The following is a 25,253-nucleotide window of genomic DNA, read 5'->3' as shown; positions in this document are numbered from 1 at the left end:
CTACGTCGGCAACGGCCGACCATCAGGACCGCGTCCGAAGCACCCCGAATCGTCACCGAAGTCCTGACACATCAAGTGTCACCAATGTCCTGATGCAGAACTGTCACCTATGTCCTGAGACATCACATTCCACATCCCCGGAATCACTCTTGTCGATTCGAACATGCGTTCGATAGAATCAGGTATGGACCTGGCCACCGACCTGGCCACCGACCTCGACGCGCTGCCGGCGGATGCCGCGGAGACGTTGGCGTTGGCCGAGCGGCTGGTGGTCCGGCGCCGTCAGGTGGAGCTGGAGGACCTGCGGGTCGCGGCGCACTGGGCCGCCCTGCACTCCACGGATCCGCGGGAGGATCCGGGGTTCGTGCGGGGCCGGCCGGGCGCGGACCGGCTGGTGACGGTGGGCGGGGAGGGCACCCCGAAGGTGCGGGAGCTGTGCTTCCACGAGCTGGGGATCGCTCGGCAGGTGCACGCCCAGGCCGCCCGGGCGCTGGTGGCCGACGTGCTGGACCTGCGGCACCGGCTGCCGTTGACCTGGGCCCGGCTGGAGGCGCTGGCCGGGGACGCGTTCGTGGCCCGCAAGGTCGCCGCCAAGACCCGCGACCTGCCGCTGGGGCTGGTGGGGCTGGTCGACGTCGCGGTCGCGACGGTCCTCGGCCGGCTGTCCGCGGGGCGGGTGCTGGCGATCGCGGAGGCCGCGATCATCGAGGCCGACGTCGCCGGGCACGCCGAGAAGCTGGCGGCGGAGCGGCGGCGCCGGTACGTGGGGCTGTCGCGGACCGACGAGCGCGGGCTGCGCACGGTGATCGCCCGGGTCGCCGCCGGGGACGCGGTCTGGATCGACGCCACCGTGGACCGGGTCGCCGACATCCTCGCCACCCGACCGGACCTGCGCCCCGAGGACCCCGGGGCCGACCTGACCCGCGACGAGCTCCGCGCGCTCGCGTTCGGGTGGCTGGCCCGCCCCGCCGAGCTCCTCCAGCTGCTCCTCGAGGTCGCCGAGTCCGTCGAAGTCGAAAAGCCCGAGGCCGACATCGATCAGGCCCCGGAACTGGAGCCCGAGCCGGAGGTCCAGACTGGTGACCCGCTGGCGGAGTCCCGCTCCACGGCGCTGTCGCAGGAGGCGCTGGACCTGTTCCGGGCCGCCGACCTGACCAAGCTCGCGCCGAGTGTGCAGCTGTTCGTGCACCTGCACCAGGAGGTGCTGGACGGCACCCCCGGCGTCGCCCGCGTGGAGGGGATCGGCCCGCACCTGCTCGAACAGGTGGTGGGTCTGGTGGCGCACACCCGGGTCACCGTCACGCCGGTGGTCGACCTGGCCGATCGGCACGCCGTGGACGGCTACGAGTTCCCCCAGGCGGTCCGGCACCGCGCGAGGTTGCGGATGCCCGCCGAAGCGATCCCGCACTCGGGCCGGGTCACCGGGATGCGACAACGCATCGACCTGGACCACCCCACCCCCTACGACCCCACCGGACCCCCGAAACAGACCGGCGACCACAACGCCGCCCCCATCACCCGGACCAGCCACCGGGCCAAGACCCACCTCGGCTACACCGTCGCCCAGGTCGGCACCACCGCCTGGGCCTGGCGCACCCCGCACGGGCTGCTGCGCATCGTGGACGCCAACGGCACCCACCTGGTCGACCAGAAAGTCGTCGCCGCCGTCACCAGCGACGACCCCCTCGAACGCAGCCTGGCCCGCATCTGGTGGGAACACTGCGCCAGCTAGACCGCCTGAGGGGCCCGGTCAGGTCGAGGTCACGGTTACTCGCAGACGCCGTCGCAACCCAGCGGCCGCGCCAGGTACCGGCCGCTGCCCGACATGGCGTCGAAGTGCTGGGTGTCGCCGAGACCGTAGGTCCAGCGCAGCCCGTGCCGCGCCATGATCGCGACCACGGCGTGCGATCGCGACCGCCAGGCGATCCGGCGGTGCGAGTGCGGCTGCCACCAGGTGTTGGGGACCGTCCCGCGGGCGGACCGGTAGGGGTTCTCCCACGTGTTGAGGTCCAGTGCCCGTCCCCACGCGTGCGGGGACCGGACGCCCGGCTTGTTCACGACCTCGCGGCAGTTGAAGACCGACGTGTTGCCCGCGGCCATGGACCGGAAGTCGTCCCCGCCCTTGACCCGGCTGGAGTACCCGAACCGGTCGACGAGGTACATCGCCCGGATCGGCAGCCGGCGGTCGTACATCTCGGCGAGCGCCGCCGCGATCCGGCCGGCGGCGTCCGCGTTGGCGACGAGCTCGCCCCGGCGCCGGTAGCCCTGGTAGTCCCAGTAGTTGATGCGCACGTGCCGCAGCTGGGCGCGTCCGACGGGACAGCCCCGGTGCCAGGTGATCCCGGTCATCCGGTTCCACAGCGGGTTCGGGATCCGGGTGACCGAGACGTTCGGGCCGGCACCGACCGCGTGCGGCTGCCGCGGGACGTGGACCCGCGGGTGCGGCGCCTTGCTCGGGTAGCGCACCGGGACACCGGGCGGCAGGTTCTCGACCGCGTGCACGCCACTGGTGTCGCCGCGCAGCCAGTCGGAGCCGGTGACCACGGCCCGCCACCGGGTGTCGGTACGCGGGCGGATGGTGAACGAGGCCCGCCCGTCCGCGCCGGTGCGCACGGTGAGCTCACGTCTCCACGAACCGTCGCCGGCACGCCGGAAGATGCGCACGCGGCCCGCGACCGCGTCGCCGCTGCCGGTCCTCCATCGGACTGCGAGCGTCACCTGCTGCTCGTCGACGACCGAGTCCGGGCCGGTGAGCTGCAGCCGGCTGTTGCGCCGGACCAGCCCCACCTGGACCGGCCCGGTCTCCGAGGCGGCGTGCAGCCCGTCACCGGCGTACGAGGCGCGGAAGACGTTGTCGCGTGCCGTGCGGGCGAGCGTCGCGTCGAGCTCGGCGTGCCCACCCTCGTCGGTGACCACCGTGCCGAGCTGCGCCCAGCTGCCGTCGGTACGGCGTTCGACGACCACCGGCGCCCCCGCGACCGGCGTCGAGTCGTCGCTCTGGACCAGGTCGAGCTCCAGCGAGGTGCTCGAGTCCGCGTACGCCGCCCGTCCGCTCATGGTGAGCGTGGTCGGCGGCGGGTCCTCGGCCTGCGCCGGCGGGACGCCGAGACCGACCGTGACGAGAGAAAGACAGAGTGCGGTGATGCGGTGCCCGAGTCGCATGCGGGCATTGTGCCCCAGCCACCGGCCTACCGACCGGCGGCGCTCCCGACGTCATCGGTCAGGTGGCAGCCTCCGCCTTCTGGGCCTCCTTCAGGTCCTCGGCGAGCTTGTCGGCGGCCATGTCGGTCGCCCGCGAGACCATCCGGTTGGCGGCCTTGATGTTGGCCGCGATCTGGTCGGCGAGGTTGGTCTCGTAGACCACGATCAGGCCGGCCTGCCCGGCGTCCAGGGTCTCCCCCATGTCCTTGAGGTCGCCGCGGGACATGCCGCCGCTCGCGTGGCCCACCACGGCCCCGATCGTCGCTCCCCCCGCTCCCGCGCCGGCGATCCCGACCGCCACGGGCGGGAATAGGGCCGCGGCCACACCGGTCGCCAGGCCCCAGCCCAGCCCGACGGCAGCGCCGTGCCGGGTCGGCTGCTCGTGCTTCTTGACGATGTGGACCTTGCCCTTCTCGTCCTTCGCCACCACCGAGGCGTCGAAGTCGTGGGAGGACTTCACCTCGCGGTAGAGAGCCTTGACGGCCTCGTAGTCGGCGACGGCGGCGTCGACGTCGTCGTACGCCGCGGCGATCACGTAGAGCGTGTCCTTCTCCTGCTTGGCCATCTGGTGCCTCCTGGGTCTGGGTCAGCACCCATCCCACCCGCGATGGGCCCGCAGCGGCTCATCCCCCATGGGTGATCCCGTTCGACGGCCCGCTTCGTAGTGTCCGCAACCATGGCCGCCAACGGTCCGTCCCTGCCGTCGAGACCCCCACGCGCCTCGCTGACGCGGGACACGGAGGAGAGCACCGCCGCCGGCATCTACGGCGTGATCGTGAGCGCCGCCGTGATGGCCGCCTCCCACGAGAGATCCGCGGCTGCGGTGACGGCCGCGGTGCTGGTCACCCTCGTCATCTACTGGGGCGCCGAACGGTACGCACGGCTGGTTGCGGAGCGGATCCACGACGGTCGCCGGCCGACCTGGCAGGAGATACGTCGCCAGCTGACCACCGGCTGGGAGATGGTCTCGGCCTCGATCCTGCCTCTGGTGGTGATGACGGCGGCGTACCAGCTCGGGACCGGCCTCGACAGCGCGATCCTCGCGGCGCTGGTCTGCAGCACCGTGCTGCTGTGCCTGGCCGGGTGGCAGATGGGACGCAGCGGGCAGCTCACCGGGCTCGAGCGCGTCGCCTCGGCCGCCGTCGCCGGGGCCTTCGGCCTCGTCATGATCGCGCTCAAGACGCTCCTGCACTGACTGCGCGCCGCCGCCGGGACGTCCGCCCCTACGATGGCCCGCATGCGTGTTCTGGTCTCCGGCGGCACCGGCTACATCGGCTCCCACACCGTCCTGAAGCTGATCGAGTCCGGGCACGAGGTGCTCGTGGTCGACGACTTCTCCAACAGCAAGCCCAGCGTCGTCGGACGCCTCGAGGAGCTGTCCGGCACCCACGTCCCGGTGCACGGCTTCGACCTGACCGACACCGAGAAGACCGACCAGCTCTTCGGCAGCGAGCAGATCGACGCGGTCATCCACTTCGCCGGCCTCAAGGCGGTGGGCGAGAGCGTGGCGAAGCCGCTGGAGTACTACGCGAACAACATCGGCGCCACGTTCTCGCTGGTCAACGCGATGCGGCGGCACGGCGTGCACCGCCTCGTCTTCTCCTCCTCCGCGACCGTGTACGGCGACCACGCGCCGGTCCCGTACCGCGAGGACTACGAGCCGCTCTCGGCCGCCAGCCCCTACGGCCGCAGCAAGGTGATGATCGAGCACGTCCTCTCCGACGTAGCGGCCGCCGGGGACCTCCGGGTGGCGCTGCTGCGCTACTTCAACCCGGTCGGCGCGCACCCCTCCGGGGCGATCGGTGAGGACCCGCAGGGGATCCCCAACAACCTGATGCCCTTCATCGCACAGGTTGCGGTCGGGCGCCGCCAGAAGCTCTCGGTCTTCGGCAACGACTACCCCACCGCCGACGGCACCTGCGAGCGCGACTACATCCACGTCGAGGACCTGGCCGCCGGCCACGTCGCGGCACTCGAGCACGTCGACGCCATGGCCACCCCGGCCCGGGCCTTCAACCTCGGCAGCGGTCGCGGCACCAGCGTCCTGGAGCTGCTGCACGCCTTCGAGCGCGCCGTCGGCCGCGAGATCCCCCACGAGTTCGTCGGACGTCGCGCCGGCGACCTGCCCGCCTACTGGGCCGACCCGACCCGCGCCGACGAGGAGCTCGGCTGGCGCACCGAGCGCAGCATCGACGACATGTGCGCCGACGTGTGGCTCTGGCAGTCGGCGAACCCGCAGGGCTACCCGGACGCCTGAACCCGGGGGTCCGGCCCGACCTGATCCCCTAGCGTGAGCGTCATGGTCCCGCGACCGCCCCTGCCCGCGTGGGTGCACGGCTACCAGCGACGGTGGCTGCGCGGCGACGTGCTGGCCGGGATCACCATCACGGCGTACCTGATCCCGCAGGTGATGGCCTACGCCGAAGTGGCCGGGCTGCCGGCGGTGGTGGGCATCTGGGCGTCGGTGGGCGCCCTCCTCCTCTACGCGCTGGTGGGCACGTCCCCGCAGCTGTCGGTCGGGCCGGAGTCGACGACGGCGCTGATGACCGCCGCCGCGATCGCGCCGCTGGCGGCCTCGTCGTCGACGAGGTACGCCGACCTCGCGGCGGCTCTGTGCCTCGTCGTGGCCGGCTACTGCCTGCTCGGCTGGTTCGGCGGGCTGGCGTTCCTCGCCGACCTGCTGTCCCGCCCCGTGCTGATCGGCTACATGGCGGGCGTCGCGGGGATCATGATCGCCTCGCAGCTGGGGAAGCTGACCGGCGTACCGGTCGATGCGCAAGGCTTCCGCGACCAGGTCGGCCAGGTGGTCCCGCACCTCGACGAGGCGCACGGACCGACGCTCACGCTGGGCCTGGTGACCCTGGCCGTGATGCTGGTCGGGAGCGTCCTGTTCCGTCGGGCCCCGATGGCCCTGATCGGCATGCTCGGCGCCGCCGCCGCCGTCTCGGTGCTGGACCTGCGGGACAAGGGCGTGACGGTCATCGGCGAGATCCCGGCCGGGCTGCCGGTCCCCTCGCTCCCCCAGGTCTCCGCGCACGGCGTGGTGTCGCTGCTGCCCGCCGCCCTGGGCGTGGCGCTGGTCGCCTACACCGACAACGTCCTGACCGGGCGGGCCTTCGCGGACCGGCAGCGCGTACGGATCGACCCGCGCCGCGAGCTGCTCGCGCTGGGCGCGGCGAACGTGGGCGCCTCGCTGATGCAGGGCTTCCCGGTGAGCAGCAGCGGCAGCCGGACCGCGATCGGCGACGCCGTCGGCAGTCGCACCCAGCTGACCAGCCTGGTCACGGTGGCCGCGACGGTGCTCGCCCTCCTCCTCGCGCGGCCGGTGCTGGCCGCGTTCCCGACCGCCGCGCTCGGCGCAGTGGTGGTGTACGCCGCGGTGCGGCTGGTCGACGTCGCGGAGTTCCGGCGCCTGGCCCGGTTCCGCACCAGCGAGTTCCTGATCGCGGTGGCGACCACCGTCGCGGTGCTCGTCGTCGGGGTCCTGCAGGGCGTGCTGGTCGCGGTCGGGCTCTCCATCGTGGACCTGCTGCGCCGGGTCGCGCGGCCGCACGATGCGGTGGAGGGGTTCGTGCCCGACGTCGCCGGGATGCACGACGTCGACGACTACCCGGAGGCCAGCCTGGTCCCGGGACTCATGGTCTACCGATACGACTCCCCGCTCTTCTTCGCCAACGCCGAGGACTTCCGGAACCGGGCCCGCGCCGCCGTCACCGCGTCCGAGACGCCGGTGAGGTGGTTCGTGCTCAACACCGAGGCCATCATCGAGGTCGACATCACCGCCGTCGACGCGCTCGAGTCGCTGCGCGCGGACCTCGCCGGCCGGGGCATCGTGTTCGCCCTCGCCCGCATGAAGCAGGACCTGCGCGACGAGCTGGCCCCGACCGGCCTCCTCGAGCGCATCGGCGAGGACCACCTGTTCCCGACCCTGCCGACGGCCGTGGAGGCCTATCACCAGTGGTGCACCGAGCACGAGTGACCCGCGCGGCCTCACGGCCCGGCGTACAGTCGATGGGCAATGAGTCTCAGCACACCGTCCCCCCGGGCGAGCGAGGACCGGGAGGCCCTGCTGCTCGCCGCCCAGCTGGAGCTGCTGGCGGGTGTGGTGTCGGGGCGCACCCTGCCGCACGCGCTGGAGTCGCTGCTGCGTGTGGTGGAGCGTGTCTCGTCGGGCGAGCTGCTCGCCTCGATCCTGCTCATCGACGAGTCCGGCCTTCACCTTCGGCACTGCGCCGCACCGAGCCTCCCCGCCTTCTACAACCGGGCCATCGACGGTGAGGAGATCGGGCCCTCCGTCGGCTCGTGCGGTACGGCGGCCTACCGGCGCAGGCAGGTGATCGTCGAGGACATCGAGACTGACCCGCTGTGGGACGACTACCGCGACCTCGCCCTCCGCGCCGGGCTCCGGGCCTGCTGGTCGACGCCGATCATCGGGGTCGGCGGCCGGGTGCTCGGCACCTTCGCCATGTACCACCCGGCCCCGCACCATCCCAGCCCCGGCGAGCTCGCCCTCAGCGACGTCCTGGTGCGGACCGTGGCCCTGGCGATCGACCGCAGCCGGCTCGACGAGCAGCGCGAGCGTGAGCTCGCCGAGGAGCGCGCGGTCGCGCTCGTCTTCCAGAACAGCCTGCTGCCGTCCATCCCGTCCCACATCGGCCGGGTCGAGCTCGCCGCGCGCTACCGCACCGGCGACCCCGGCGTGCACGTGGGCGGGGACTGGTTCGACGCGATCTCGGTCGACGAGGGGATGTTCCTGGTCGTCGGCGACGTGCAGGGCCACGACGTCGAGGCGGCGGCGCTGATGGGCCAGCTGCGGACCGTCGTACGCGCCACCGCCTGCGAGGGACATCCGCCGGCCGGCATCCTGGCCCGGACCGCCGACTACCTCGACCGGCTCGGTGGCGACCTGCTCGCCACGGTCCTCGTCGTCCACCTCGACACCCAGGCCCGGCTGGTCACCGTCGCCTCGGCGGGGCACCTGCCCCCGGTCGTGCTGGGACTCAGCGACACGGGCGCCACCCTGGAGCCCGTCGCGGTCGAGACCGGGCCACCCCTCGGCGCGGCGCAGCGCTGGGAGGAGCGCAGCACGCACCTCCCCCCGGACGCGGTGGTCCTGCTCTACACCGACGGGCTCGTGGAGACGCGGACCTGGGACATCGACGAGGGGATCACCCGGCTCGGCGCCCTGCTGGAGACGCTGCCGGCGACCCCGGCCCCCGCGCGCGTCCTCGACACCGCCCTCGACCTGCTTCCCGCCGGGAGCCGCGGCGACGACGTCGCCGTCCTGGCGGCGCACGTGCCCCCGCGGACCGGGGCGTCGAACCGGGCCACGCGGTCGCTGCCCGCGCAGGCCATGTCCGTGCCGCTGGTCCGCTCCTGGGCCGAGGGGTGGCTCGGTGGCTGCATGGCGACCGAGCACCAGGAGCTCGCCCTGCTGGTGCTGTCGGAGCTGGTCACGAACGCGGTGCGGCAGGGTGACAGCCCGGTCCGGGTCACGCTCGAGGCCTCGGACGACTCCCTGCTCGTCGAGGTGTTCGACAGCGGTCACCGGCTCCCGTCCCTGACCGATCCCGACCTCGACTCCCCGGGTGGCCGGGGGCTGCACCTCATCGACGCGATCTGCGACGAGTGGGGCGTGCGTGAGGAGCTGGACGGCAAGACCGTCTGGGCCCGTCTCCCCTGGTGACCGGGGGCTGCGACGGTCAGGCGCTCCGGCGGACCTCGCGGGCGGCCAGCCAGGCCTCGAAGCGGCCCTCGTTGCCGGTGAGGTAGTCACGGAGGTCGGTGTCGAAGGCCGCGATCGCCGATCCCATGGCGAGCACCTGGAAGTCGACCCTCCGGACGGGGTCGCAGGTGTGCGACCCGACGGCGTCACGCTCCACCGAGGCACCGCACTGGGCACACGGCGTACGACTCCACGAGAACAGCATCAAGACCTCCGATCGTCCCCGTCAACCGGGAGGATGCCCGATCGTCCTGCCGCCGAAACGGTTGACGTCGCCGGTGGTCGTGAGGATCGTGGATGGGAAATTGTGGCAACGCGACCACCCCTGACGTGTGCACGACGCCCGCCGCGGATCCTGTCGGCGGGCGCCCACGTCGCGGCCCCCAGTTTCTCGGCTTCGAAGCCGCGGCCCGGATTCCGCATCGAATCCCAGGAGCCCCCATGCAGATCCATCAGCTCAACTCCGACGTCACCGTCCTCAACGACCACCTCCCCGTCCCCACGATCGGGTTCCTCCCCGTCAACGCCTTCGTCCTCCATGCCGCGGAGCCCGTGGTGGTCGACACGGGCATGAGCCTGCCCGAGCGAGGTTTCATGGACCTGCTGGGCTCGGTCGTCGACCCGGAGGACGTGCGCTGGATCTGGCTCACCCACCCCGACCGGGACCACACCGGCGCCCTCTTCGAGCTGCTCGAGGCCGCGCCGCGAGCTCGCGTGGTGACCACCTTCATCAGCGCCGGGATCATGTCGACCGAGCGGCCGCTGCCCATGGACCGGCTGTACCTGATCAACCCCGGCCAGACCCTCGACGTGGGTGACCGGACGCTGACCGCGTTCCGTCCGCCGCTGTTCGACAGCCCGGCCACCGTCGGCTTCTTCGACCCGCACTCGGGCACCTGCGTCGCCTCGGACTGCTTCGGAGCACCCATGAGCAGCCCGGACCTCGCCGAGAGCGACGACGTGCGCGACGTCCAGGCCGACGAGCTCCGCTCGGCGCAGCTGCTCTGGGCGACCGTGGACAGCCCCTGGATCCACGTCGCCGACCGCGACACCTACATGCGGACCGTCGAGCCGCTGCGGGCCATGGATCCCGACGTGATCCTCAGCTCCCACCTCCCGCCGGTCGTCGGAGGTACGTCGGCCTGCCTCGACATGCTGGCGGTCGCCCCGCTCGCCGACCCGTACGTCGGTCCGGACCAGAAGGCGCTCGAGGAGCTGCTCGCCGGCTTCGAGCCGGCCGCGCCCGCCTGAGCCGCCCTAGGGAGCCCGGTCCGCCTCGGGGAGGGTGGGGTGGTCGGTCGGGTAGAGGCCGACGACCAGCCCGTAGACGGTGTCGCCCTGGCGCGGCAGCTGCGAGAACTCGCGGATGACCTCGTCGATGCGCTGCCAGAACTCGTTGGCGCGCTCGCGGGTGATCCGGGCGTGGCGGTGGTTGGCCCACATCGTGTCGGCGCGGTACGCCGACTCCGACTCGGCCGCCGCATCGGCGAGGTAGTTGGTCCACGGCGGCGGCGTCACCTGCTCCAGCGGCACCTTGCCGACGTAGAATGCCCGAGCCGTGCGCCCGTAGAAACGTTCGTCGATCGCCCGCACCCGGCGGGTGCGCACCACCTTGAGCAGTCCCGCGTCGACCAGCACGTTGACGTGGTGGGCCACCGTGCTCTTGGGCCGGCCGACGGCGGCGGCCAGCTCCGAGACCGTGGCCGCGCGCTCGAGGAGCAGGTCGAGCAGGGTGGAGCGCAGCGGGTCGGCCATCGCCCGCAGCTCTGCCGGCGACGTCAGCACGATGCGCTCGTCGAGCTCGTAGTCCGGGAACTCGCTATTGATCGACATAGTTGGATCATTCTAGGATGACGGATCAATAGACGTCATACGAGCAACGGGGAGCCACCACATGGCCGAGGTACTGCTGTTCCACCACGTGCAGGGACTGACGCCCGGCGTCATCGCCCTCGCCGACGAGCTCCGGGCCGCCGGACACACCGTGCACACGCCCGACCTCTTCGACGGGCACACCTTCGACAGCATCGAGGACGGCTTCGGCTACGCCAAGCAGGTCGGGTTCGAGGCGCTGGGCGAGCGTGCCGACCGGGCGGCCGAGGAGCTGCCGACGGCCCTCGTGTACGCCGGGATCTCGTTCGGCGTGATGTCCGCGCAGCGGCTCGCGCAGACCCGCGCGGGGGCCCGCGGGGCGGTGCTGCTCGAGTCGTTCGTGCCGCCCTCGGAGTTCGGGACCGGCTGGCCGGCCGGGGTGCCGGCCCAGGTGCACGGGATGGACGCCGACCCCTTCTTCGCCCTCGAGGGCGACATCGACGCGGCCCGCGCGTTCGTGGCCGAGGTCGAGGACGCCGAGCTGTTCGTCTACCCCGGCGACCAGCACCTCTTCACCGACAGCTCGCTGCCGTCGTACGACGCCGAGGCCACCGCACTGGTGACCCAGCGGGTGCTCGACCTCCTCGGCCAAGACCCCCACGTCGGGGGATGACCGCGGCTCGCGCCGGTCCCTAGGTTGGAGCGGCCGGGCACCACCGGACCAGCCGCCGGCACGGAGGGACACCATGTCGAACCCGGGCACGACCCCGCACCAGCCGGACCGGGACCCGATCGACCGGATCCGGGAGTCGACCAATCCCTACGGACTGCCGACGCAGCCCCCGAACCCGTACGCGGCCTGGATCAAGCGGGTCGGCGCCTACCTCATCGACGCGCTCCTGGTCGCCGTCGCCTACTTCCCGGCCTGGATCGGCCTGATCGTCTCGTCCTCGGGCGGGAACGACGCCCTGGCCACGACCCTGGTCGTCATCGGGGCGCTGCTGTCCCTGGCGGTGTTCGTGTGGAACACCTGCCTGCGGGCGGGCCGGACCGGCTACTCGATCGGCAAGGGCGTGCTGGGCATCAAGCTCGTCGGCGAGCGGTCCGGCGAGCCGATCGGGGCCGGCATGGCCTTCGTGCGGTACCTCTTGCACATCGTGGACACGCTGCCCCTCTACCTGGGGTACCTGTGGCCGCTGTGGGACGCGAAGCGCCAGACGTTCTCCGACAAGATCGTGCACACGGTGGTGCTGAACCAGCCGCAGTGACCTGACTGGGTGTGCGCGCGACTCCGTCAAGAGGCGAGATGCCCGACTGCATGTTACCCATCGGTCATCAGTCGTGGGACTTCCGAGTCATTCCCAACGCCCTCCTCCGGGGCGATGCTCGGAAGAGGCTGCGGCGCCTTGTGACCACAGGGCTCCGTCGCCCACTCGGGGAGGAAGTCGCCATGGGATCAACGTCGGCTGGTATCGGGAGCTCACCCGACGAACGGGCATCTGACAAGTTCAAGCTCGCCGTGCTGCGAGCACTACGCACCCTGATCCTCGGTCTCGCCGCCGCCTTTCCGAGCGCCGGCGCCGGGACCGTGGTGCTGTCGACCGGGTACTGGACGACGTTCTGCTACGCGTGCCTCGCGGCCCTGATCACGGCCGTCGTGTCGCTGCTCCAGAACGTCGCCAGCTTCCTTCCGGACGACCCCACGTAGCAGCAGGGCTGACGAGCCGGAGCCGCGCCGACAGGTCGACGCGGCTCCGCGGGTGGGCAGGACTCGCCGGTCAGGCGGCGTCGAGGAGTCCCTCGTCGTCGTCCACCGCGACCGGGACCGGGGCCTCCAGCTCGTCTCGCCGGATCAGGGTGAGCGCGGCCAGCAGCCCGACGCCGGCGACGACCGCACCCACCAGGAAGGCGGCGGAGAAGCCGTCGACGAGCGCCTGGGGCGGGATCGCACCCGACGCGAGCGAGTCCTCGCTACGGGAGGTCGCGATCGTCGAGAGCAGGGCGATCCCGAGCGCGCCACCGACCTGCTGCGAGGTGTTGATCAGCCCGGACGCCAGCCCGGCCTCGGCCGGACGGACACCGGCCAGCGCCGCGATCGAGATCGGCACGAACGAGAAGCCGATCCCGACGCCGAGGACCAGGAAGCCCGGCAGCAGGTCACGCACGTACGAGCCGTCGACCGGCGCCTGGGTGAAGAACACCAGGCCGGCGGTGAGCATGGCCATCCCGATCACCAGCACCGGCTTGACCCCCACGCGGGTCACCAGCTGGCCGGCGACGGCCGACCACAGGATCGCCGTACCGGCGACCGCCAGGTAGGCGACGCCCGTCATCATGGCGGAGTAGCCCAGCACCTGCTGCATGTAGAGGGTCAGCATCAGGAACATCGAGAACAGCGCCGTCCCCAGGATGAAGCCGGCCACGTTCGCTCCGCTCACGGTCCGGGTCCGCAGGATCCCGAAGCGCATCAGCGGCTCGGAGTGGCGCAGCTCCCAGGCGACGAAGCCCGCCAGCATCAGCGCCGAGGTCGCGAACACGGCGACCGCCTGCGTCGACAGCCACCCGTGCCGGCTGGCCTCGGTGATCGCCAGGACCACCCCGGAGAGCCCGCCGGTCACGAGCACCGCGCCCGGCACGTCGAACCGCCGGACGCGGGCGTCGCGGCTCTCCTGCAGCAGCAGGGGCGCCAGGACGAAGCCGACGACGCCGACGGGGACGTTGACGAAGAAGATCCACTCCCAGCTCAGCGCATCGGTCAGGACTCCCCCGAGCAGCACGCCGGCCACGGCGCCGAAGCCACCGACCGCACCCCAGGCACCGAGCGCGATGTTCCGCTCGCGTCCCTCGACGAAGGTCGTCGACAGGATGGACAGGGCAGCGGGCGTGATGATCGCAGCGCCGAGGCCCTGGAAAGCGCGTGCGGCGATGAGCGAGGGCTCCGACCAGGCCAGGCCCGCGAAGAGCGACGCCGCGGTGAAGACGACGATGCCGGCGAGGAAGACCCGGCGCCGGCCGAGCATGTCGGCGGCGCGACCACCGAGCAGCAGGAAGCCGCCGAAGACGAGGGCGTAGGCACTGATGACCCACTGCAGATCGCCCTGCGAGAAGCCGAGGTCGATCTTGATGGAGGGCAGGGCGACGTTCACGATCGCGATGTCGAGGACGACCATGAACTGGACCACGCACAGGAGCGCGAGGGCCAGCCACTTGCGCCGGTCGGTGTGCACCATCGTCGTTCCTTTCAATTTCGTAGTAGATAGAACGACCGTAGGCTCCGTAACTTCTTTTTTGCAAGCGTTCTGTTGTGAATAGTCAGCGAGTAGTACTCTTTCGGTATGAGCAAGCGGTATGAGCAGTACTGCCCGATCGCGCACGCGCTGGACCTCGTCGGGGACCGTTGGGCGCTCCTGGTGGTGCGCGAGCTGATGCACGGCCCGAAGCGCTACACCGACCTGGTCGAAGGACTGCCCGGGATCGGGACCAACATCCTGGCCGCGCGCCTGCGCGACCTCGAGCAGGCGGACGTCGTCACCCGACGCACCCTGCCGCCGCCGGCCGCGTCCAAGGTCTACGAGCTCACCGACTACGGGCGCGAGCTGCGGCCGGCCGTCCGGGAGCTGGCGCTCTGGGGCGCGCGGTCGCTCGGCCCGCCGACGCCCGAGTCCGGGCTGTTCGAGGGCTGGATGGCCAACGCGATGGACATCGTCCTGGCCCACCTGGCGCCCTCCGGGCGCTTCGAGTTCCGCGTCGACGCCGAGGTCGCCTCGCTGGTCGACGGGGAGGTCCGGCGCGGGCCCGTCGACGACCCGGACGTCGTGGTGGAGGCGGATGCTGCCTCGATCTACGACATGTTCGTGAACCGGCGCCTCGACGCGGTCACGGTGACCGGGGACCGCGCCCTGCTCGAGCAGCTGGTCGCGGTCGCTCCCGCGCGGGTCGACCTGCCCGCCGCGACGTAGGCCGGCAACGCGCCGGCTACCGCACCACGCTGCCCGTGGAGGCGGTGGCGGTGCCGCCCGACACGGGGCACTCTGGTGGCATGACACGGGCAGCGAGCCGGCTCGTGGGGCGCGACGCCGAGCTGGGTCGGTTGGGACATGCCGCGGAGCGTGCTCGCTCCGGGGAGCGCACGGTCGTGGTCATCGAGGGCGATGCGGGGCTGGGCAAGAGCCGTCTGGTGGCCGAGGCGCTCGCGGTCCACCACCACCCGGCGGACGTCGTGGGGCTGGGATACGGAATCGAGCTGACCGGCGGCCAGATCCCGTACGGCGTGGCCGCGGATCTGCTCCGGACGCTGGTGCGTGACGCCGGGGCCGACCGGGTCCGCTCGGCCGCGGGTGCCTACGCCCCCGCGCTCGCCCCCTTGTGCCCTGACCTCGGGCCGGAGGCGGACGCGGAGGCCACAGCGGCCCGCATCCTCCCGGCGTACGCGAGCACCATCGAGTGGCTCGGCGTCGAACGGCTGGTCTGGCTTGTCATCGACGACCTCCCGTGGGTCGACGCCGCCAGCCGGGACCTGATCGGCTACCTGGCGCGCGTGGTGCGCTCCAGCCGGTTGCTGGTGGTGGTGACGGTCCGCACCCACGACCCCGCCTCCGACCCGGCCGTCACCGAGCTGGTCGACTCCGTGACCGCCCTCGACGGTGTGGACAGGATCCCGCTGAACGTCCTGGGCAGGGAGGACACCGCCGCCCTCGTCACCGACCTCACGTCGGGCACGGCGACGCAGGAGCAGGTGGAGCGTCTGGTCGCCGCCGGTCAGGGCAGCCCGCTGCTCACCGAGCAGCTGGTCGCCGCCGGGCTCGACGACCACGGGCTCGGCCTCGTGGTCTCACCGATGCTGGCCCGGATCCAGAGGCTCGACCCGGACACGCTGCGGCTCGTCCAGCTGGCCGCGCTCGGCGACGGCCACCTGGCACACCGTCTCCTCCGACTCGTCTACGCCGCGCCCGAGGCGCGCTTCGACGCGGCCGTGGACCACGCCCTCGACGTCGGGCTGCTGCGGTACCGGACCGAGGAGCGTGAGTTCACCTTCGCCCACCCACTGCTGCGCGCCGCGGCCGAGGAGACGTTGTCCCCGGCCGAGCGGCTCCGCGGGCACCACGGCTGGGGAGAGGTCCTCTGCGACCCTCGACACCACCACGACGAGGCACGGCTGCTCGTCGCGGCGGCCCACCACTGGGCCGCCACCGACGACGACACGGCGTCGTTCAGGGCAGCGCTCACGGCGGCCCGAGTCACCAACCGGATGGGGGACGGCGCCGGTACCGGCAACCTGCTGCTGCGCGCCTGGAACCTGTGGGAGCGGGTCCCGGACGCCGCCGTCGTCGCCGGACGGGGGCGAGACGACCTCCTGGTCGACCTGGCCGACGCCCTCCAGAGCGCCGACCGACTGGCCGAGTGCGCGCCGATCTTCGAGGGCGAGCTCGATCGGACTCGGGGGGATCCCACCGCTCCGCCGCTGCGGCGCCTCTACCTCGCGATGGCGGCCGGGGACATCCGCGACGTGCTCGGCGACACCGCCGACCCGGGGCTGTACGCCGCCGCGCTTCCGTCGGCGACCGCGCTGCTGGCCGAGCCACCGGCGCCTCTGCTGTCGCGAGGGCTGAACGCACTCGCCTGGTACGTGCGCTGGAGCGACCCTGCCCTGTCGTACCGGTTGTTCGCTCGCGCGTTGGAGGTGAGCCGCGAGGTCGGCGGCTCGGCCGAGATCTCGTTCAACAGCGGACTCGTCGCCTACCAGCTCGCCAGCCGCGGACGGCACGACGAGGCCCTGGCCGTGTGTGACTCAGGCCTGGAGTCGTGCGTGGGACTCGTCGACTACCTGGGCCTGGAGGACGTCCGTGGAAACGTGCTGGCCCTGTCCGGGAAGCTGCAGGCCGGGGTGGCACAGCTGGAGAGGGCACTGGCCCGCCTGCCGGACCCGTCCCTGGCGCCGGCGGAGTGGGTCCAGTCGGCGCTACGGACCGCTGAGTGGCTGACCTCGACCGGTAACTGGGCCCGCGCGGAGTCGCTGTTGCGCACGTGCGCGGAGCTGAACGTCGACGAATGGCTGACCCGGACGTTCGTGGCCGCCGACACCTCGGTGTTCGCCTGTCACCGCGGGGAGCTCGACCGGGCCGCCCGGCTGGCCGACGCGGCCTGGGAGAGCCTCGGCCCGAGTGAACAGTCCCAGTGGGCCGTCGTCCGCTATGCCGTGCGCAGGTGCCGTGCCTTGGTGGCGGCCTCTCGCCGTGACCATGACGAGGCACACCGGCTCCTGGCCCCCTTGCTCTCACATCCCGGCATCGAGACCGACGCGATGCTGTGGGGCGCCGCGGAGCTGGCCGCCCGGGTCGAGGGCGACCGTGCCGACCTGGGCGCCCCGCCGGCTCGGGACTCCCTCGCCCTGGTCACGGCAGCGCTCGAGGCTCTGCCGAGCGACGGTCCCTTCCTGACGGCCCTCCAGCGGCAGGCGCGCGCCGACCTCGCTCGCGCCGAGCACACCGACACCGCCGACACCTGGGCCGAGGTGCGGCACACCTGGCTCGACCTGGGTCACATCCCCAGCACCGGCTGGGCATGCTTTCGGCTGGCCGGTGCGCACGTGCGCGCCGGGGACCGGCACTCGGCCGAGGCGCCGCTGGGCGAGGCGTGGCAGATTGCCGAGCGGCTGGGCGCCGCGCCCCTGCGGGACGCGGTCGTCGACCTGGCCCGCGGCGCGCGCATCCCCCTGGCCCGTCCTCCCGATTCCACTCGCCCCACGAGCGGTCCGCTGGCGCGCCTCACCGAGCGGGAGCTGGAGGTGCTGCGCCACGTCGCCGCCGGTCGGTCCAACGACGAGATCGCCGAGGCGTTGTTCATCTCCCCCAAGACCGCGTCGGTCCACGTGTCGCGCATCCTCGTCAAGCTCGACGTCACCACGCGCACCAAGGCGGCGGCATTTGCCTACAAGGCCGGTCTGGTCACGCTTCCCTCGGGTGACATGTCCCCCTCGTGAGAGCTGGGCAGGAAGTGCGGCTCCGACTCGGTCCGGGCGGGACCGGTACGCAGGAGCCGGCCGAGCGCCGCGGTCCAGGCGTGTCGAAGCCGGCCGACGTCGCGCGGCGACCGTGCCGCGGTGCGCACCTCCTCGCGCCGGTACTGCTTGGCGAACCGGACGGTCTGCTGCCCCATCGGGGCGAAGGTCGTGCGCATCTCGCGCTCCTGGTGCCGGGGCCACGGTGGCCGGGGTGCTCTGACGACACCGAGGCTGCCCCTAAGACCGGTCGTCCGCGTCGGCACAATTCCCTATTCCTGACCGGATCCCGCTTGCCGTAATCTCGCATCATCGACCCATTGACGAGATGAGGGCGACGAGCGTGACCGACTATGCGGTGACCAACCCGGCGACCGGTGAGGTCGTCAAGGAATACGCGACCGCCACCGACGCCGAGATCCAGGCCGCCATCGCAGCCGCCGCGGCGGCTTCGAAGGGATGGGCGCGCACGACGACCGTCGCCGAGCGGGCCGCGCTGGTCCGCAGGGTCGCGGAGCTGCACACCGAGCGCAAGGGCGAGCTCGCCGAGATCATCGTCCGCGAGATGGGCAAGCCGATCGAGGACGCCATCGGCGAGGTCGAGTTCAGCGCCGCGATCAACGAGTACTACGCCGACCGGGCCGAGGATTGGCTGGCCGACGAGCCGATCGCGCTGCTCGACGGAGAGGGCGATGCGGTGATCCGGAGGTCGCCGTTCGGCGTCCTGCTGGGGATCATGCCGTGGAACTTCCCCTATTACCAGGTGGCGCGGTTCGCGGGGCCGAATCTGTGCATCGGCAACACGATGCTGCTGAAGCACGCGCCTCAGTGTCCCGAGTCGGCCGCGGCGATCCAACAGATCTTCGACGACGCCGGCTTCCCCGAAGGCGCCTATGTCAACGTCTACGCCACCAACGAGCAGGCCGCCGCCATCATCGCCGACCACCGGGTCGCCGGTGTGTCGCTGACCGGCTCCCAGCGCGCCGGCGCCGCAGTCGCCGAGGTCGCCGGCCGCAACCTGAAGAAGGTCGTGCTCGAGCTCGGCGGCTCCGACCCGTTCATCCTTCTTTCCACCGACGACGTCGACGCGGTCGTCGAGCGAGCCGTCGCGGCGCGGATGGACAACACCGGGCAGTCCTGCAACGCCGCCAAGCGGTTCATCGTCGCAGACGACCTCTACGACGAGTTCGTCGAGAAATTCACCGCCGCCGTACTCGCGCACGCCGACGGCATCGCACCGCTGTCCTCGGTCGCCGCCGCCGAGCGGCTGCAGGAGCAAGTCGACCGTGCCGTGGCGCAGGGTGCGTCGCTCGTCACCTCTGGCGAACGCCAGGGCGCGTTCTTCCCGACCGGGGTGCTCACCGGCGTCACCCCCGACAACGAGGTCTACCGCGAGGAGCTGTTCGGCCCGATCGCGATGGTGTTCAAGACCTCTTCTGAGGAGGATGCCGTCACCGTCGCGAACGACACCCCGTTCGGCCTCGGCTCCTACCTCTTCACCACTGACGCCAAGCAGGCCGCACGGGTGGCCGACGGGATCGACGCCGGCATGGTGTTCGTCAACGGTGTGCTGCTGGACGGCGCCGAGCTTCCGTTCGGCGGCATCAAGCGCTCCGGCTTCGGCCGTGAGCTGGGCCGCTACGGCATGGATGAGTTCGTCAACAAGAAACTGATCCGACGCCTGCTCTGATCACTGCACGTTTCCCGGTGTTGCGCGGCGCTGGGGCGGTGGGTCTGTCCCCGCGTCAGTCGATCGGCCGAGCGCGCCCGGCGAGGATCTCCTCGGTCGTGGTCACGTTGTGACCGAGGTGGGCGCCCACCCGGACGGTCGTCTCGCAGCAGTGGTTGGTCGTGATGCCACACACGACGATGCCCGCCGTCTGCTGGCCGAGCAGCCAGGCATGCAGGTCCGGGCTTTCTGGGCGTCCACGACGATCAGCGCCCAGCCGGCGTACGGGTCGTCGGTCATGTCCCCACCGTATCCCCGCCCGGCGCGAGCGCCTCGACACTCGAAGTCCCGGAAGTGATGCAGGGCACGACCACGAGAGCCGCCCCGACGGGTGTCGGAGCGGCTCTCGTTCAAGAGGGCTGGCTCTCGGTGGGTGACCCACCGGGACCGGCGATTCCGCGAAGGTCTCCGCTTGATTCTGCGAAGAGCCGTCGTGGTGGAGCTGGCGGGAATCGAACCCGCGTCCTCGAGCGTCGAACCAGGTCTTCTCCGGGTGCAGTCCGCGATGTCGCTTTTCTCGGCCCCGGGGCTCGCACGGACACGTCCCCGACAGGCTCAGTCACGGAAAAGTCCCGCTCAACCTCCGTGACAAGGGTTGAGCAGCAAGTCTCCTAGATGACGCCAGGGTCCGGGACGGAGACGGATGCCCGGTCTGACGCTTCGATCACCGCTCAGGCGGCGAGAGCGAAGGAACTGCGCTTAGCGTTGGCAGTTATTGGTTTCCAGCGATCGTTTACGAGATGACGCTGGCTTCTCGACCCGCTTCCCCTGGAACTAACGTCCCAAGTCGAAACCGATCAGCCCCTCTTGAGTTGTCAACCTGCGTGCACAGGCTATCCGACTCAACCAGCGAGGGGCATCAGGGATTCCCGAGCGGGGGTCCTGCGTAGCGAATTCTCACCACGGGCTGCCCCGCGGGCAGGTGCAGACGCGGCCAGCGACGGGTGTACGTCGTCAGCGCCTCGTCGTAGCCCGGGTCGCCGGGCCGCAGCAGGTCGGCGGCCCCCGGCTCCCAGTCACCGCCCCAGAGCACGGAGACCGGCGTGCCGGGAATCCGCAGGTTGGTCCACCAGGACTTGCGCTCCGCGTGGCCGGGAACCACGACCAGGCCGTGGCTGTCCACGGCGTACTGCACGGGGAAGCGGTAGCGGCGACCGGATGTCCGGCCGTGGACCGAGAGCCCGACCAGGCGGCTGTCCAGCCGGCCGCGGAACGGCGAGGCCAGGACGTCGAGCACGAGTCGGTTGTGCGGCGGGGCCCCGGTGAGCGACGGCAGGAACCAGCCCGTGACCAGCCCCAGCGCCGCACCGGCAGCCGCCCCCGTGACCGCTCCGGTGAGCAGCAGCCAGGCCACCGGCCAGCTCTCCCCGGGCAGGCTGGCGCCCAGGAAGATCAGGCACATGGCCGGTGGCCAGGCCGCCGCGTTTGCACTCACCCAGCGCCACGGGTGGGGAGTCGCACCGCGTAGGGCGACCGCCTGCGCGAGCCCCAGCAAGGGGCCCAACACCAGTCCCAGACCCGCGGCGCCGATGAGCACCAGCGACAGCGGCGGGGCGTCCCCGCCGCCATCCCCCGTCAACACGGCGGGCGCCGAAGCTCCCGCCCACCCCAGGCCCGCGACCAGCACGGTCGCAAGCACGTAGCGTCCTCGCTGCAGCGAGGACAGCCAGCGACCCAGCGGCCAGGCCTGCGCCGACCCCAGGGCCACCCCTTCGACCAGTCCTGCGGCGACCACGACCGCGATCGCCACCCCGGCTCCCCCCAACGGGCCGGGGCGGTCGGCCAGCGTATGGCCGATTCGCGATGCCGCGGCTGCGGCCGTCATCCCCACGACCTCGGCGGCGGCGCACAGCGCCGTCCACCTCAGGACCGAAGGAACCAGTACCGGGGCCTCCCTCACGGGGGCCACGGCACGACTGGTCGAAACACTCACCTGGGTCGACCCACCCAGGGCGCACGGATGCGCGCCTCAGCAGGGGAAGTGGAGTGCATGGCGTTCAGTCCACCCGGCGCAGGGTGCCCTCCCAAGGGCCTAAGGTCCCGAGCCGCCAAGGGCCTTCAGCGCCGTGCTGCCCCGTCAGCCGAAGATGCGCAGGCCGTTCTCCCAGCAGACCGCGCGCAGCCAGTCCTCCCCCAGGCCCAGCCGCTCGAGGCCCTCGAGCTGGTGCGGATAGGGGTACGGGATGGTCGGGAAGTCGCTGCCGAGCAGCACCTTCTCTCCTGCAGGTCGACCAGCCGGTGGCGCAGCTCGGCGGGGTACGGCGCCTCGGCGTCGAAGAAGTCGGTGAACACCATGGTGGTGTCCAGGCAGGTGCGCTCGAAGGTCTCCGCCAACGCCAGGAACTCGGCGTACTCCGGGGCACCCATGTGCGCCACGACCACCGCGAGCTGCGGGAACCTCTCGAGCACCCGGCGCAACGGACCGGGACCCGTGAAGGCGTTGCCGACCGGCCCGGACCCGGCGTGCACGACGATCGGCGTGCCGGCGTCCTCGAGGGTGCCCCACACCTCGTCCAGCTCCGGGGCATCGAGGTGGAACTCCCCCACCTGCACGTGGACCTTGAACACCTCGACACCCTCGGCGACGAGCTTGTCGACGTACGCCGGCGCCTCAGGCTCGGGGTAGAACGTCGCCGACCACAGGCACTCGGGCACCTGCTCGGCGAACGAGCGGGCCCAGTCGTTGAGGTACGTCGCGATGCCGGGCCGGTGGGCGTACGGCAGGGCCGAGAAGCGGCGTACCCCCATGGCACGCAGGTGCTCGACCCGCTCCTCGTGGCTGCCGCGGTAGCGGATCGGCCACTCCCGGCCGATCTTGGGCCCGGCCTGGTCGAACTGCGCGTAGACCTTGCGCTGGACGTTCTCGGGCAGGAAGTGGACGTGCGCGTCGAAGAGACCCGGCAGCCCCAGTCCCCGCCAGAACGCGCGGACCCGCGCGACCTCGTCGGTCACCGCGGCGGTCACCGGGTCAGTCCATGCCCTTGAGCCGGCGACCCAGGGCCTGTTCCTTCTCGCGGTTGGCCTGGCGCTCGGCCAGCGAGTGCCGCTTGTCCCAGGTCTTCTTGCCTCGGGCCAGGGCGATCTCGACCTTGGCGCGACCGTCGAGGAAGTACAGCGCGAGGGGGACGATCGTCAGCCCCTTCTCGTTGACCCGGCGCTCGATCTTGTCGATCTCGGCCCGGTTGAGGAGCAGCTTGCGCTTGCGCCGCGCGGCGTGGTTGGTCCACGTGCCCTGGGAGTACTCCGGGATGTGGACGCCGTGCAGCCAGGCCTCGTGGTCGTCGATGTCCACGAACCCGTCGACCAGGGAGGCGCGCCCGGCACGCAGCGACTTCACCTCGGTCCCCATGAGCACCAGGCCGGCCTCGTAGGTGTCCTCGATGTGGTAGTCGTGGCGCGCCTTCTTGTTCTGCGCGATGAGCTTGCGCCCCTGTTCCTTCGGCATCCGGCCATTCTCTCAAGCGGGGGCAAGTCGGATTCAGGGGTCTCGACCAGCTCGACCGACGACGCGGGCGAAGCCGACCGCGGAACCGGTCAGAACCAGTTCATCGGGTCCACCGGCGCGCCGTTCACCATCACGGTGAAGTGCAGGTGGCAGCCCGTCGACCAGCCGGTCGTGCCGACCCAGCCGACGACCTGGCCGCGGCTGACGTGCTGCCCGGTGTGGGCGCGGTAGCCGGAGAGGTGGTTGTAGATGACGGTGAGGTTCTTGCCGTTGACCATGCCGAGGTTCAGGTAGAGGCGGTTGCCCCACACCGAGGAGTAGTACTCCGACATCACCGTGCCGTTGGCCACGGCGTACAGCGGCTGGTGGCAGCCGGCCCCGAAGTCGGTGCCGTCGTGCAGGCCCCAGTAGTGGTAGATCGGGTGCTCGCGGTAGCCGAACGGCGAGGTGACCGGGCCGTTGACCGGGTGCATCAGCAGCCCACCCGACGGCCCGCGGTAGCCGGCGTGCGAGTTCCGCGCGGCGGCACGACGCGCGGCCGCGAGGATCTGCTGCTTGATCCGGTTCTCCTGCCGGTGCAACTTGGCCAGCTGGGCCTTGTCGCGCGCGTGGGCCCGGTTGGCGACCTCGCGGGCGTGCTGGCGGGTCCCCACCAGGCGGGTCACCTTGTCCTTGGCCCGGTGGGTCTCGTCGACCAGCCCGCGCATCACGACGAGGTGCTTCGCGGCCGCGCGACGCTGCAGCGCGACCTCGTCCTTGGCCGACTGGACCTCGTCCTCGCGGACCTGGAGGAGCACCTCGGCCGCGTGCAGGTCGTCGTACGCGCGGGTCTCACGGCCGACGATGACGTTGCGCGCCTCCATCCGGCGGGTCAGGTCGGCCGGGTCCTCGGCGTCGAGCAGCGAGGAGAACGCCAGCAGCGCCGGGTCGCCCTCCTCGTAGATCGAGGTGATCGTGTCGGCGACGTGGCCCCGCTGGTCCTCCAGCGCCTGCTGGCCGGTGACGAGGTCGGCCTGGGCGTTGGCCAGCCGCTCCTCGGCCTGGACCAGCTTCTCCCGCATCTCGCGGTCCCGGATCCGGGCCGCCTCCTTCTTGGCCTGCGCGACGCCGAGCTCGTGGCGGGCGGCGTCGAGCCGGGCCTTGGCCTGGTCGAGGGCGGCCGTGGCCTGCCGCAGCCGCTTGCTGGACTCGTCCAGGTCCCGCGTCGCCGAGTGGATCTGGCCCTGGACGTGCTTCTGCTTGCTCTTGAGGTCGTCGGCGTTGGCGAGGGGGGCGGTCAGCACGCCGATCGCCACCACGCCGGCCACGGAGGCCGCCGCGAGACGATGGCGGGCGGCACGGGGGAAGAAACGCACCGTTCTGCCTTCGTTGTGATGGAAGTGAACGGTGTGACGTTAACCCCCGGGACTCAGACTTTGAGGTATTTGCGCGTCAGCACGAGTGTCGGGAGCAGGGTGAGGATCGGGCCGAGCACCGCTATGGCGAGCAGCGCGGTCATGTACTCGGGCATGCCGATCCACGGCATGAACTTCAGACCGGTCGCCGCCCGCTGGTCGATGCCGAAGTACATGAACGCCGCCAGGGCCCCGCCCGCCAGGGCCACACCGATGAGTGCGGTCACCAGCGCCTCGAGCAGGAACGGCAGCGCGATGTAGAGCGTGGAGGCGCCGACCAGTCGCATGATTCCGATCTCCCGGCGCCGGGCGAAGGCCGCGAGGCGGATCGTGTTGCCGACCAGCAGCAGCGCCGCGAACACCAGGAACGCGGCCGTGCCGAGCGCACCCCACTGCAGGGCGTTGATGGAGCCGTAGATCGGCTTCAGCACGTTGCGCATGTCACGGATGCCCGACACGCCGTCCAGGCCGACGACCGCACTGGTGATGCCCTTGTACTCCTCGGGGTCGTTCAGCGTGATCCACACCGACTCGGGCATGTCGGCCGCGGTGGCAGCCGGGTTGGGGCCCTCGAACTTGTCCGGGCCGAGGAGCTCCTTGACCTTGTCGAAGGCCTCCTCCTTGGACTCGGTGTGGTAGCCGGCCACCTCCGGGTTGTCCTCGATCACCTTCTCGATCGCGGACTTCTGGGCGTCGGTGACCGCGCCGGTGCAGGCCGGGTTGTCGTCCTTCTCCTTGCACAGCCAGACCGTGATCTGGAGCTGGTTGCCCCAGTGCTCGGCGGCCTTGTCCGCCTGCTGGTTGAGCAGGACACCGAGGCCGACCAGCGTGAGCGAGACGAACAGGGTCAGGACGACCGCGATGTGCATCGACAGGTTGCGGCGCAGGCCCTGCGCGAGCTCGGAGAAGACGTAACGCAGCTGCATGGGTGTGGAGGCTCTCTTCGGTGC

The 25,253-nt window shown here is 71.5% G+C and carries 24 protein-coding genes and 1 other RNA gene; 12 read left to right on the top strand and 13 right to left on the bottom strand.

The window, feature by feature from the left end:
- Nucleotides 1-184: 184 nt before the first annotated feature.
- Complete coding sequence (locus tag ABD268_RS22585) at nt 185-1,732, top strand: hypothetical protein (RefSeq protein WP_344158168.1); 1,548 nt, start codon at nt 185-187, stop codon at nt 1,730-1,732.
- Between the two features lie 35 nt (nt 1,733-1,767).
- Here the strand turns inward: ABD268_RS22585 and ABD268_RS22580 are convergent, their stop codons facing one another.
- Together ABD268_RS22580 and ABD268_RS22575 are read right to left on the bottom strand one after the other, a co-directional pair.
- Complete coding sequence (locus ABD268_RS22580) at nt 1,768-3,162, bottom strand: M15 family metallopeptidase (protein WP_344158165.1); 1,395 nt, start codon at nt 3,160-3,162, stop codon at nt 1,768-1,770.
- A gap of 58 nt (nt 3,163-3,220) precedes the next feature.
- Complete coding sequence (locus tag ABD268_RS22575) at nt 3,221-3,766, bottom strand: DUF1269 domain-containing protein (protein WP_344158162.1); 546 nt, start codon at nt 3,764-3,766, stop codon at nt 3,221-3,223.
- Between the two features lie 111 nt (nt 3,767-3,877).
- Here ABD268_RS22575 and ABD268_RS22570 point away from each other — a divergent pair, with 111 nt between their 5' ends.
- Genes ABD268_RS22570 through ABD268_RS22555 form a run of 4 tightly spaced genes read left to right on the top strand, consistent with a single transcriptional unit; the run spans nt 3,878 to nt 8,887 of the window.
- Nucleotides 3,878-4,396: a hypothetical protein gene (locus ABD268_RS22570; RefSeq protein ID WP_344158157.1), complete on the top strand. Its 519-nt coding sequence runs from the start codon at nt 3,878-3,880 to the stop codon at nt 4,394-4,396.
- A gap of 42 nt (nt 4,397-4,438) precedes the next feature.
- Nucleotides 4,439-5,458 carry a UDP-glucose 4-epimerase GalE gene (galE, locus tag ABD268_RS22565; protein ID WP_344158154.1) on the top strand — a complete coding sequence of 340 codons (1,020 nt, stop codon included), beginning with the start codon at nt 4,439-4,441 and terminating at the stop codon, nt 5,456-5,458.
- Nucleotides 5,459-5,500: 42 nt separating this feature from the next.
- Nucleotides 5,501-7,180, top strand: coding sequence for a SulP family inorganic anion transporter (locus ABD268_RS22560; RefSeq protein WP_344158151.1), 1,680 nt, complete (start codon nt 5,501-5,503; stop codon nt 7,178-7,180).
- Between the two features lie 39 nt (nt 7,181-7,219).
- Nucleotides 7,220-8,887, top strand: coding sequence for an ATP-binding SpoIIE family protein phosphatase (locus ABD268_RS22555; protein WP_344158148.1), 1,668 nt, complete (start codon nt 7,220-7,222; stop codon nt 8,885-8,887).
- A 16-nt stretch (nt 8,888-8,903) separates the two neighbouring features.
- Here ABD268_RS22555 and ABD268_RS22550 read toward each other — a convergent pair whose 3' ends face one another.
- Complete coding sequence (locus ABD268_RS22550) at nt 8,904-9,131, bottom strand: hypothetical protein (protein ID WP_344158145.1); 228 nt, start codon at nt 9,129-9,131, stop codon at nt 8,904-8,906.
- 236 nt (nt 9,132-9,367) lie between these two features.
- On the opposite strand from ABD268_RS22550, the gene ABD268_RS22545 reads away from it, so the two are divergent.
- Nucleotides 9,368-10,177, top strand: coding sequence for an MBL fold metallo-hydrolase (locus tag ABD268_RS22545; RefSeq protein WP_344158142.1), 810 nt, complete (start codon nt 9,368-9,370; stop codon nt 10,175-10,177).
- 6 nt (nt 10,178-10,183) lie between these two features.
- Here the strand turns inward: ABD268_RS22545 and ABD268_RS22540 are convergent, their stop codons facing one another.
- The gene (locus ABD268_RS22540; protein WP_344158139.1) at nt 10,184-10,759 is read right to left on the bottom strand and encodes an ArsR/SmtB family transcription factor; all 576 of its coding nucleotides are present in this window, start codon (nt 10,757-10,759) and stop codon (nt 10,184-10,186) included.
- Nucleotides 10,760-10,820: 61 nt separating this feature from the next.
- Here ABD268_RS22540 and ABD268_RS22535 point away from each other — a divergent pair, with 61 nt between their 5' ends.
- From ABD268_RS22535 to ABD268_RS22525, 3 genes are all read left to right on the top strand, one after another.
- Nucleotides 10,821-11,411 carry a dienelactone hydrolase family protein gene (locus tag ABD268_RS22535; protein WP_344158136.1) on the top strand — a complete coding sequence of 197 codons (591 nt, stop codon included), beginning with the start codon at nt 10,821-10,823 and terminating at the stop codon, nt 11,409-11,411.
- Nucleotides 11,412-11,484: 73 nt separating this feature from the next.
- Nucleotides 11,485-12,006 carry an RDD family protein gene (locus ABD268_RS22530; protein WP_344158133.1) on the top strand — a complete coding sequence of 174 codons (522 nt, stop codon included), beginning with the start codon at nt 11,485-11,487 and terminating at the stop codon, nt 12,004-12,006.
- 251 nt (nt 12,007-12,257) lie between these two features.
- A complete protein-coding gene (locus ABD268_RS22525; protein WP_344158130.1) occupies nt 12,258-12,446 on the top strand; it encodes a hypothetical protein in 189 nt (62 codons plus the stop codon).
- A 70-nt stretch (nt 12,447-12,516) separates the two neighbouring features.
- Here the strand turns inward: ABD268_RS22525 and ABD268_RS22520 are convergent, their stop codons facing one another.
- Nucleotides 12,517-13,968: an MFS transporter gene (locus tag ABD268_RS22520; protein ID WP_344158127.1), complete on the bottom strand. Its 1,452-nt coding sequence runs from the start codon at nt 13,966-13,968 to the stop codon at nt 12,517-12,519.
- Nucleotides 13,969-14,073: 105 nt separating this feature from the next.
- Here ABD268_RS22520 and ABD268_RS22515 point away from each other — a divergent pair, with 105 nt between their 5' ends.
- On the top strand, nt 14,074-14,697 hold the full coding sequence (locus ABD268_RS22515; protein WP_344158124.1) for a winged helix-turn-helix transcriptional regulator: 624 nt from the start codon (nt 14,074-14,076) through the stop codon (nt 14,695-14,697).
- Nucleotides 14,698-14,777: 80 nt separating this feature from the next.
- On the top strand, nt 14,778-17,717 hold the full coding sequence (locus tag ABD268_RS22510; RefSeq protein ID WP_344158121.1) for a helix-turn-helix transcriptional regulator: 2,940 nt from the start codon (nt 14,778-14,780) through the stop codon (nt 17,715-17,717).
- On the opposite strand, the gene ABD268_RS22505 is transcribed toward ABD268_RS22510, so the two are convergent.
- Nucleotides 17,666-17,914: a hypothetical protein gene (locus ABD268_RS22505; RefSeq protein WP_344158118.1), complete on the bottom strand. Its 249-nt coding sequence runs from the start codon at nt 17,912-17,914 to the stop codon at nt 17,666-17,668. The two genes, ABD268_RS22510 and ABD268_RS22505, sit on opposite strands and share 52 nt — an antisense overlap.
- A gap of 164 nt (nt 17,915-18,078) precedes the next feature.
- On the opposite strand from ABD268_RS22505, the gene ABD268_RS22500 reads away from it, so the two are divergent.
- Nucleotides 18,079-19,425 (top strand): NAD-dependent succinate-semialdehyde dehydrogenase, encoded by a 1,347-nt coding sequence (locus ABD268_RS22500; protein WP_344158115.1) that lies wholly within the window; start codon nt 18,079-18,081, stop codon nt 19,423-19,425.
- A 55-nt stretch (nt 19,426-19,480) separates the two neighbouring features.
- Here the strand turns inward: ABD268_RS22500 and ABD268_RS22495 are convergent, their stop codons facing one another.
- The 7 genes from ABD268_RS22495 to ftsX form a co-directional block, all read right to left on the bottom strand.
- Nucleotides 19,481-19,744: an isochorismatase family protein gene (locus tag ABD268_RS22495; protein ID WP_344158112.1), complete on the bottom strand. Its 264-nt coding sequence runs from the start codon at nt 19,742-19,744 to the stop codon at nt 19,481-19,483.
- 154 nt (nt 19,745-19,898) lie between these two features.
- Nucleotides 19,899-20,269: a transfer-messenger RNA gene (gene ssrA / locus ABD268_RS22490) on the bottom strand.
- A gap of 54 nt (nt 20,270-20,323) precedes the next feature.
- The gene (locus ABD268_RS22485; RefSeq protein WP_344158109.1) at nt 20,324-21,214 is read right to left on the bottom strand and encodes a hypothetical protein; all 891 of its coding nucleotides are present in this window, start codon (nt 21,212-21,214) and stop codon (nt 20,324-20,326) included.
- 308 nt (nt 21,215-21,522) lie between these two features.
- Nucleotides 21,523-22,428 carry an amidohydrolase family protein gene (locus ABD268_RS22480; RefSeq protein ID WP_344158106.1) on the bottom strand — a complete coding sequence of 302 codons (906 nt, stop codon included), beginning with the start codon at nt 22,426-22,428 and terminating at the stop codon, nt 21,523-21,525.
- A gap of 4 nt (nt 22,429-22,432) precedes the next feature.
- Complete coding sequence (smpB, locus tag ABD268_RS22475) at nt 22,433-22,909, bottom strand: SsrA-binding protein SmpB (protein WP_344158103.1); 477 nt, start codon at nt 22,907-22,909, stop codon at nt 22,433-22,435.
- 89 nt (nt 22,910-22,998) lie between these two features.
- On the bottom strand, nt 22,999-24,264 hold the full coding sequence (locus ABD268_RS22470; protein WP_344158100.1) for a murein hydrolase activator EnvC family protein: 1,266 nt from the start codon (nt 24,262-24,264) through the stop codon (nt 22,999-23,001).
- 53 nt (nt 24,265-24,317) lie between these two features.
- Complete coding sequence (gene ftsX, locus ABD268_RS22465) at nt 24,318-25,229, bottom strand: permease-like cell division protein FtsX (protein ID WP_344158098.1); 912 nt, start codon at nt 25,227-25,229, stop codon at nt 24,318-24,320.
- Nucleotides 25,230-25,253: the final 24 nt, after the last annotated feature.

This window comes from Nocardioides koreensis (assembly GCF_039531775.1).
GTDB lineage: Bacteria > Actinomycetota > Actinomycetes > Propionibacteriales > Nocardioidaceae > Nocardioides > Nocardioides koreensis.
This window is presented reverse-complemented; position numbering and strand designations above follow the sequence as displayed.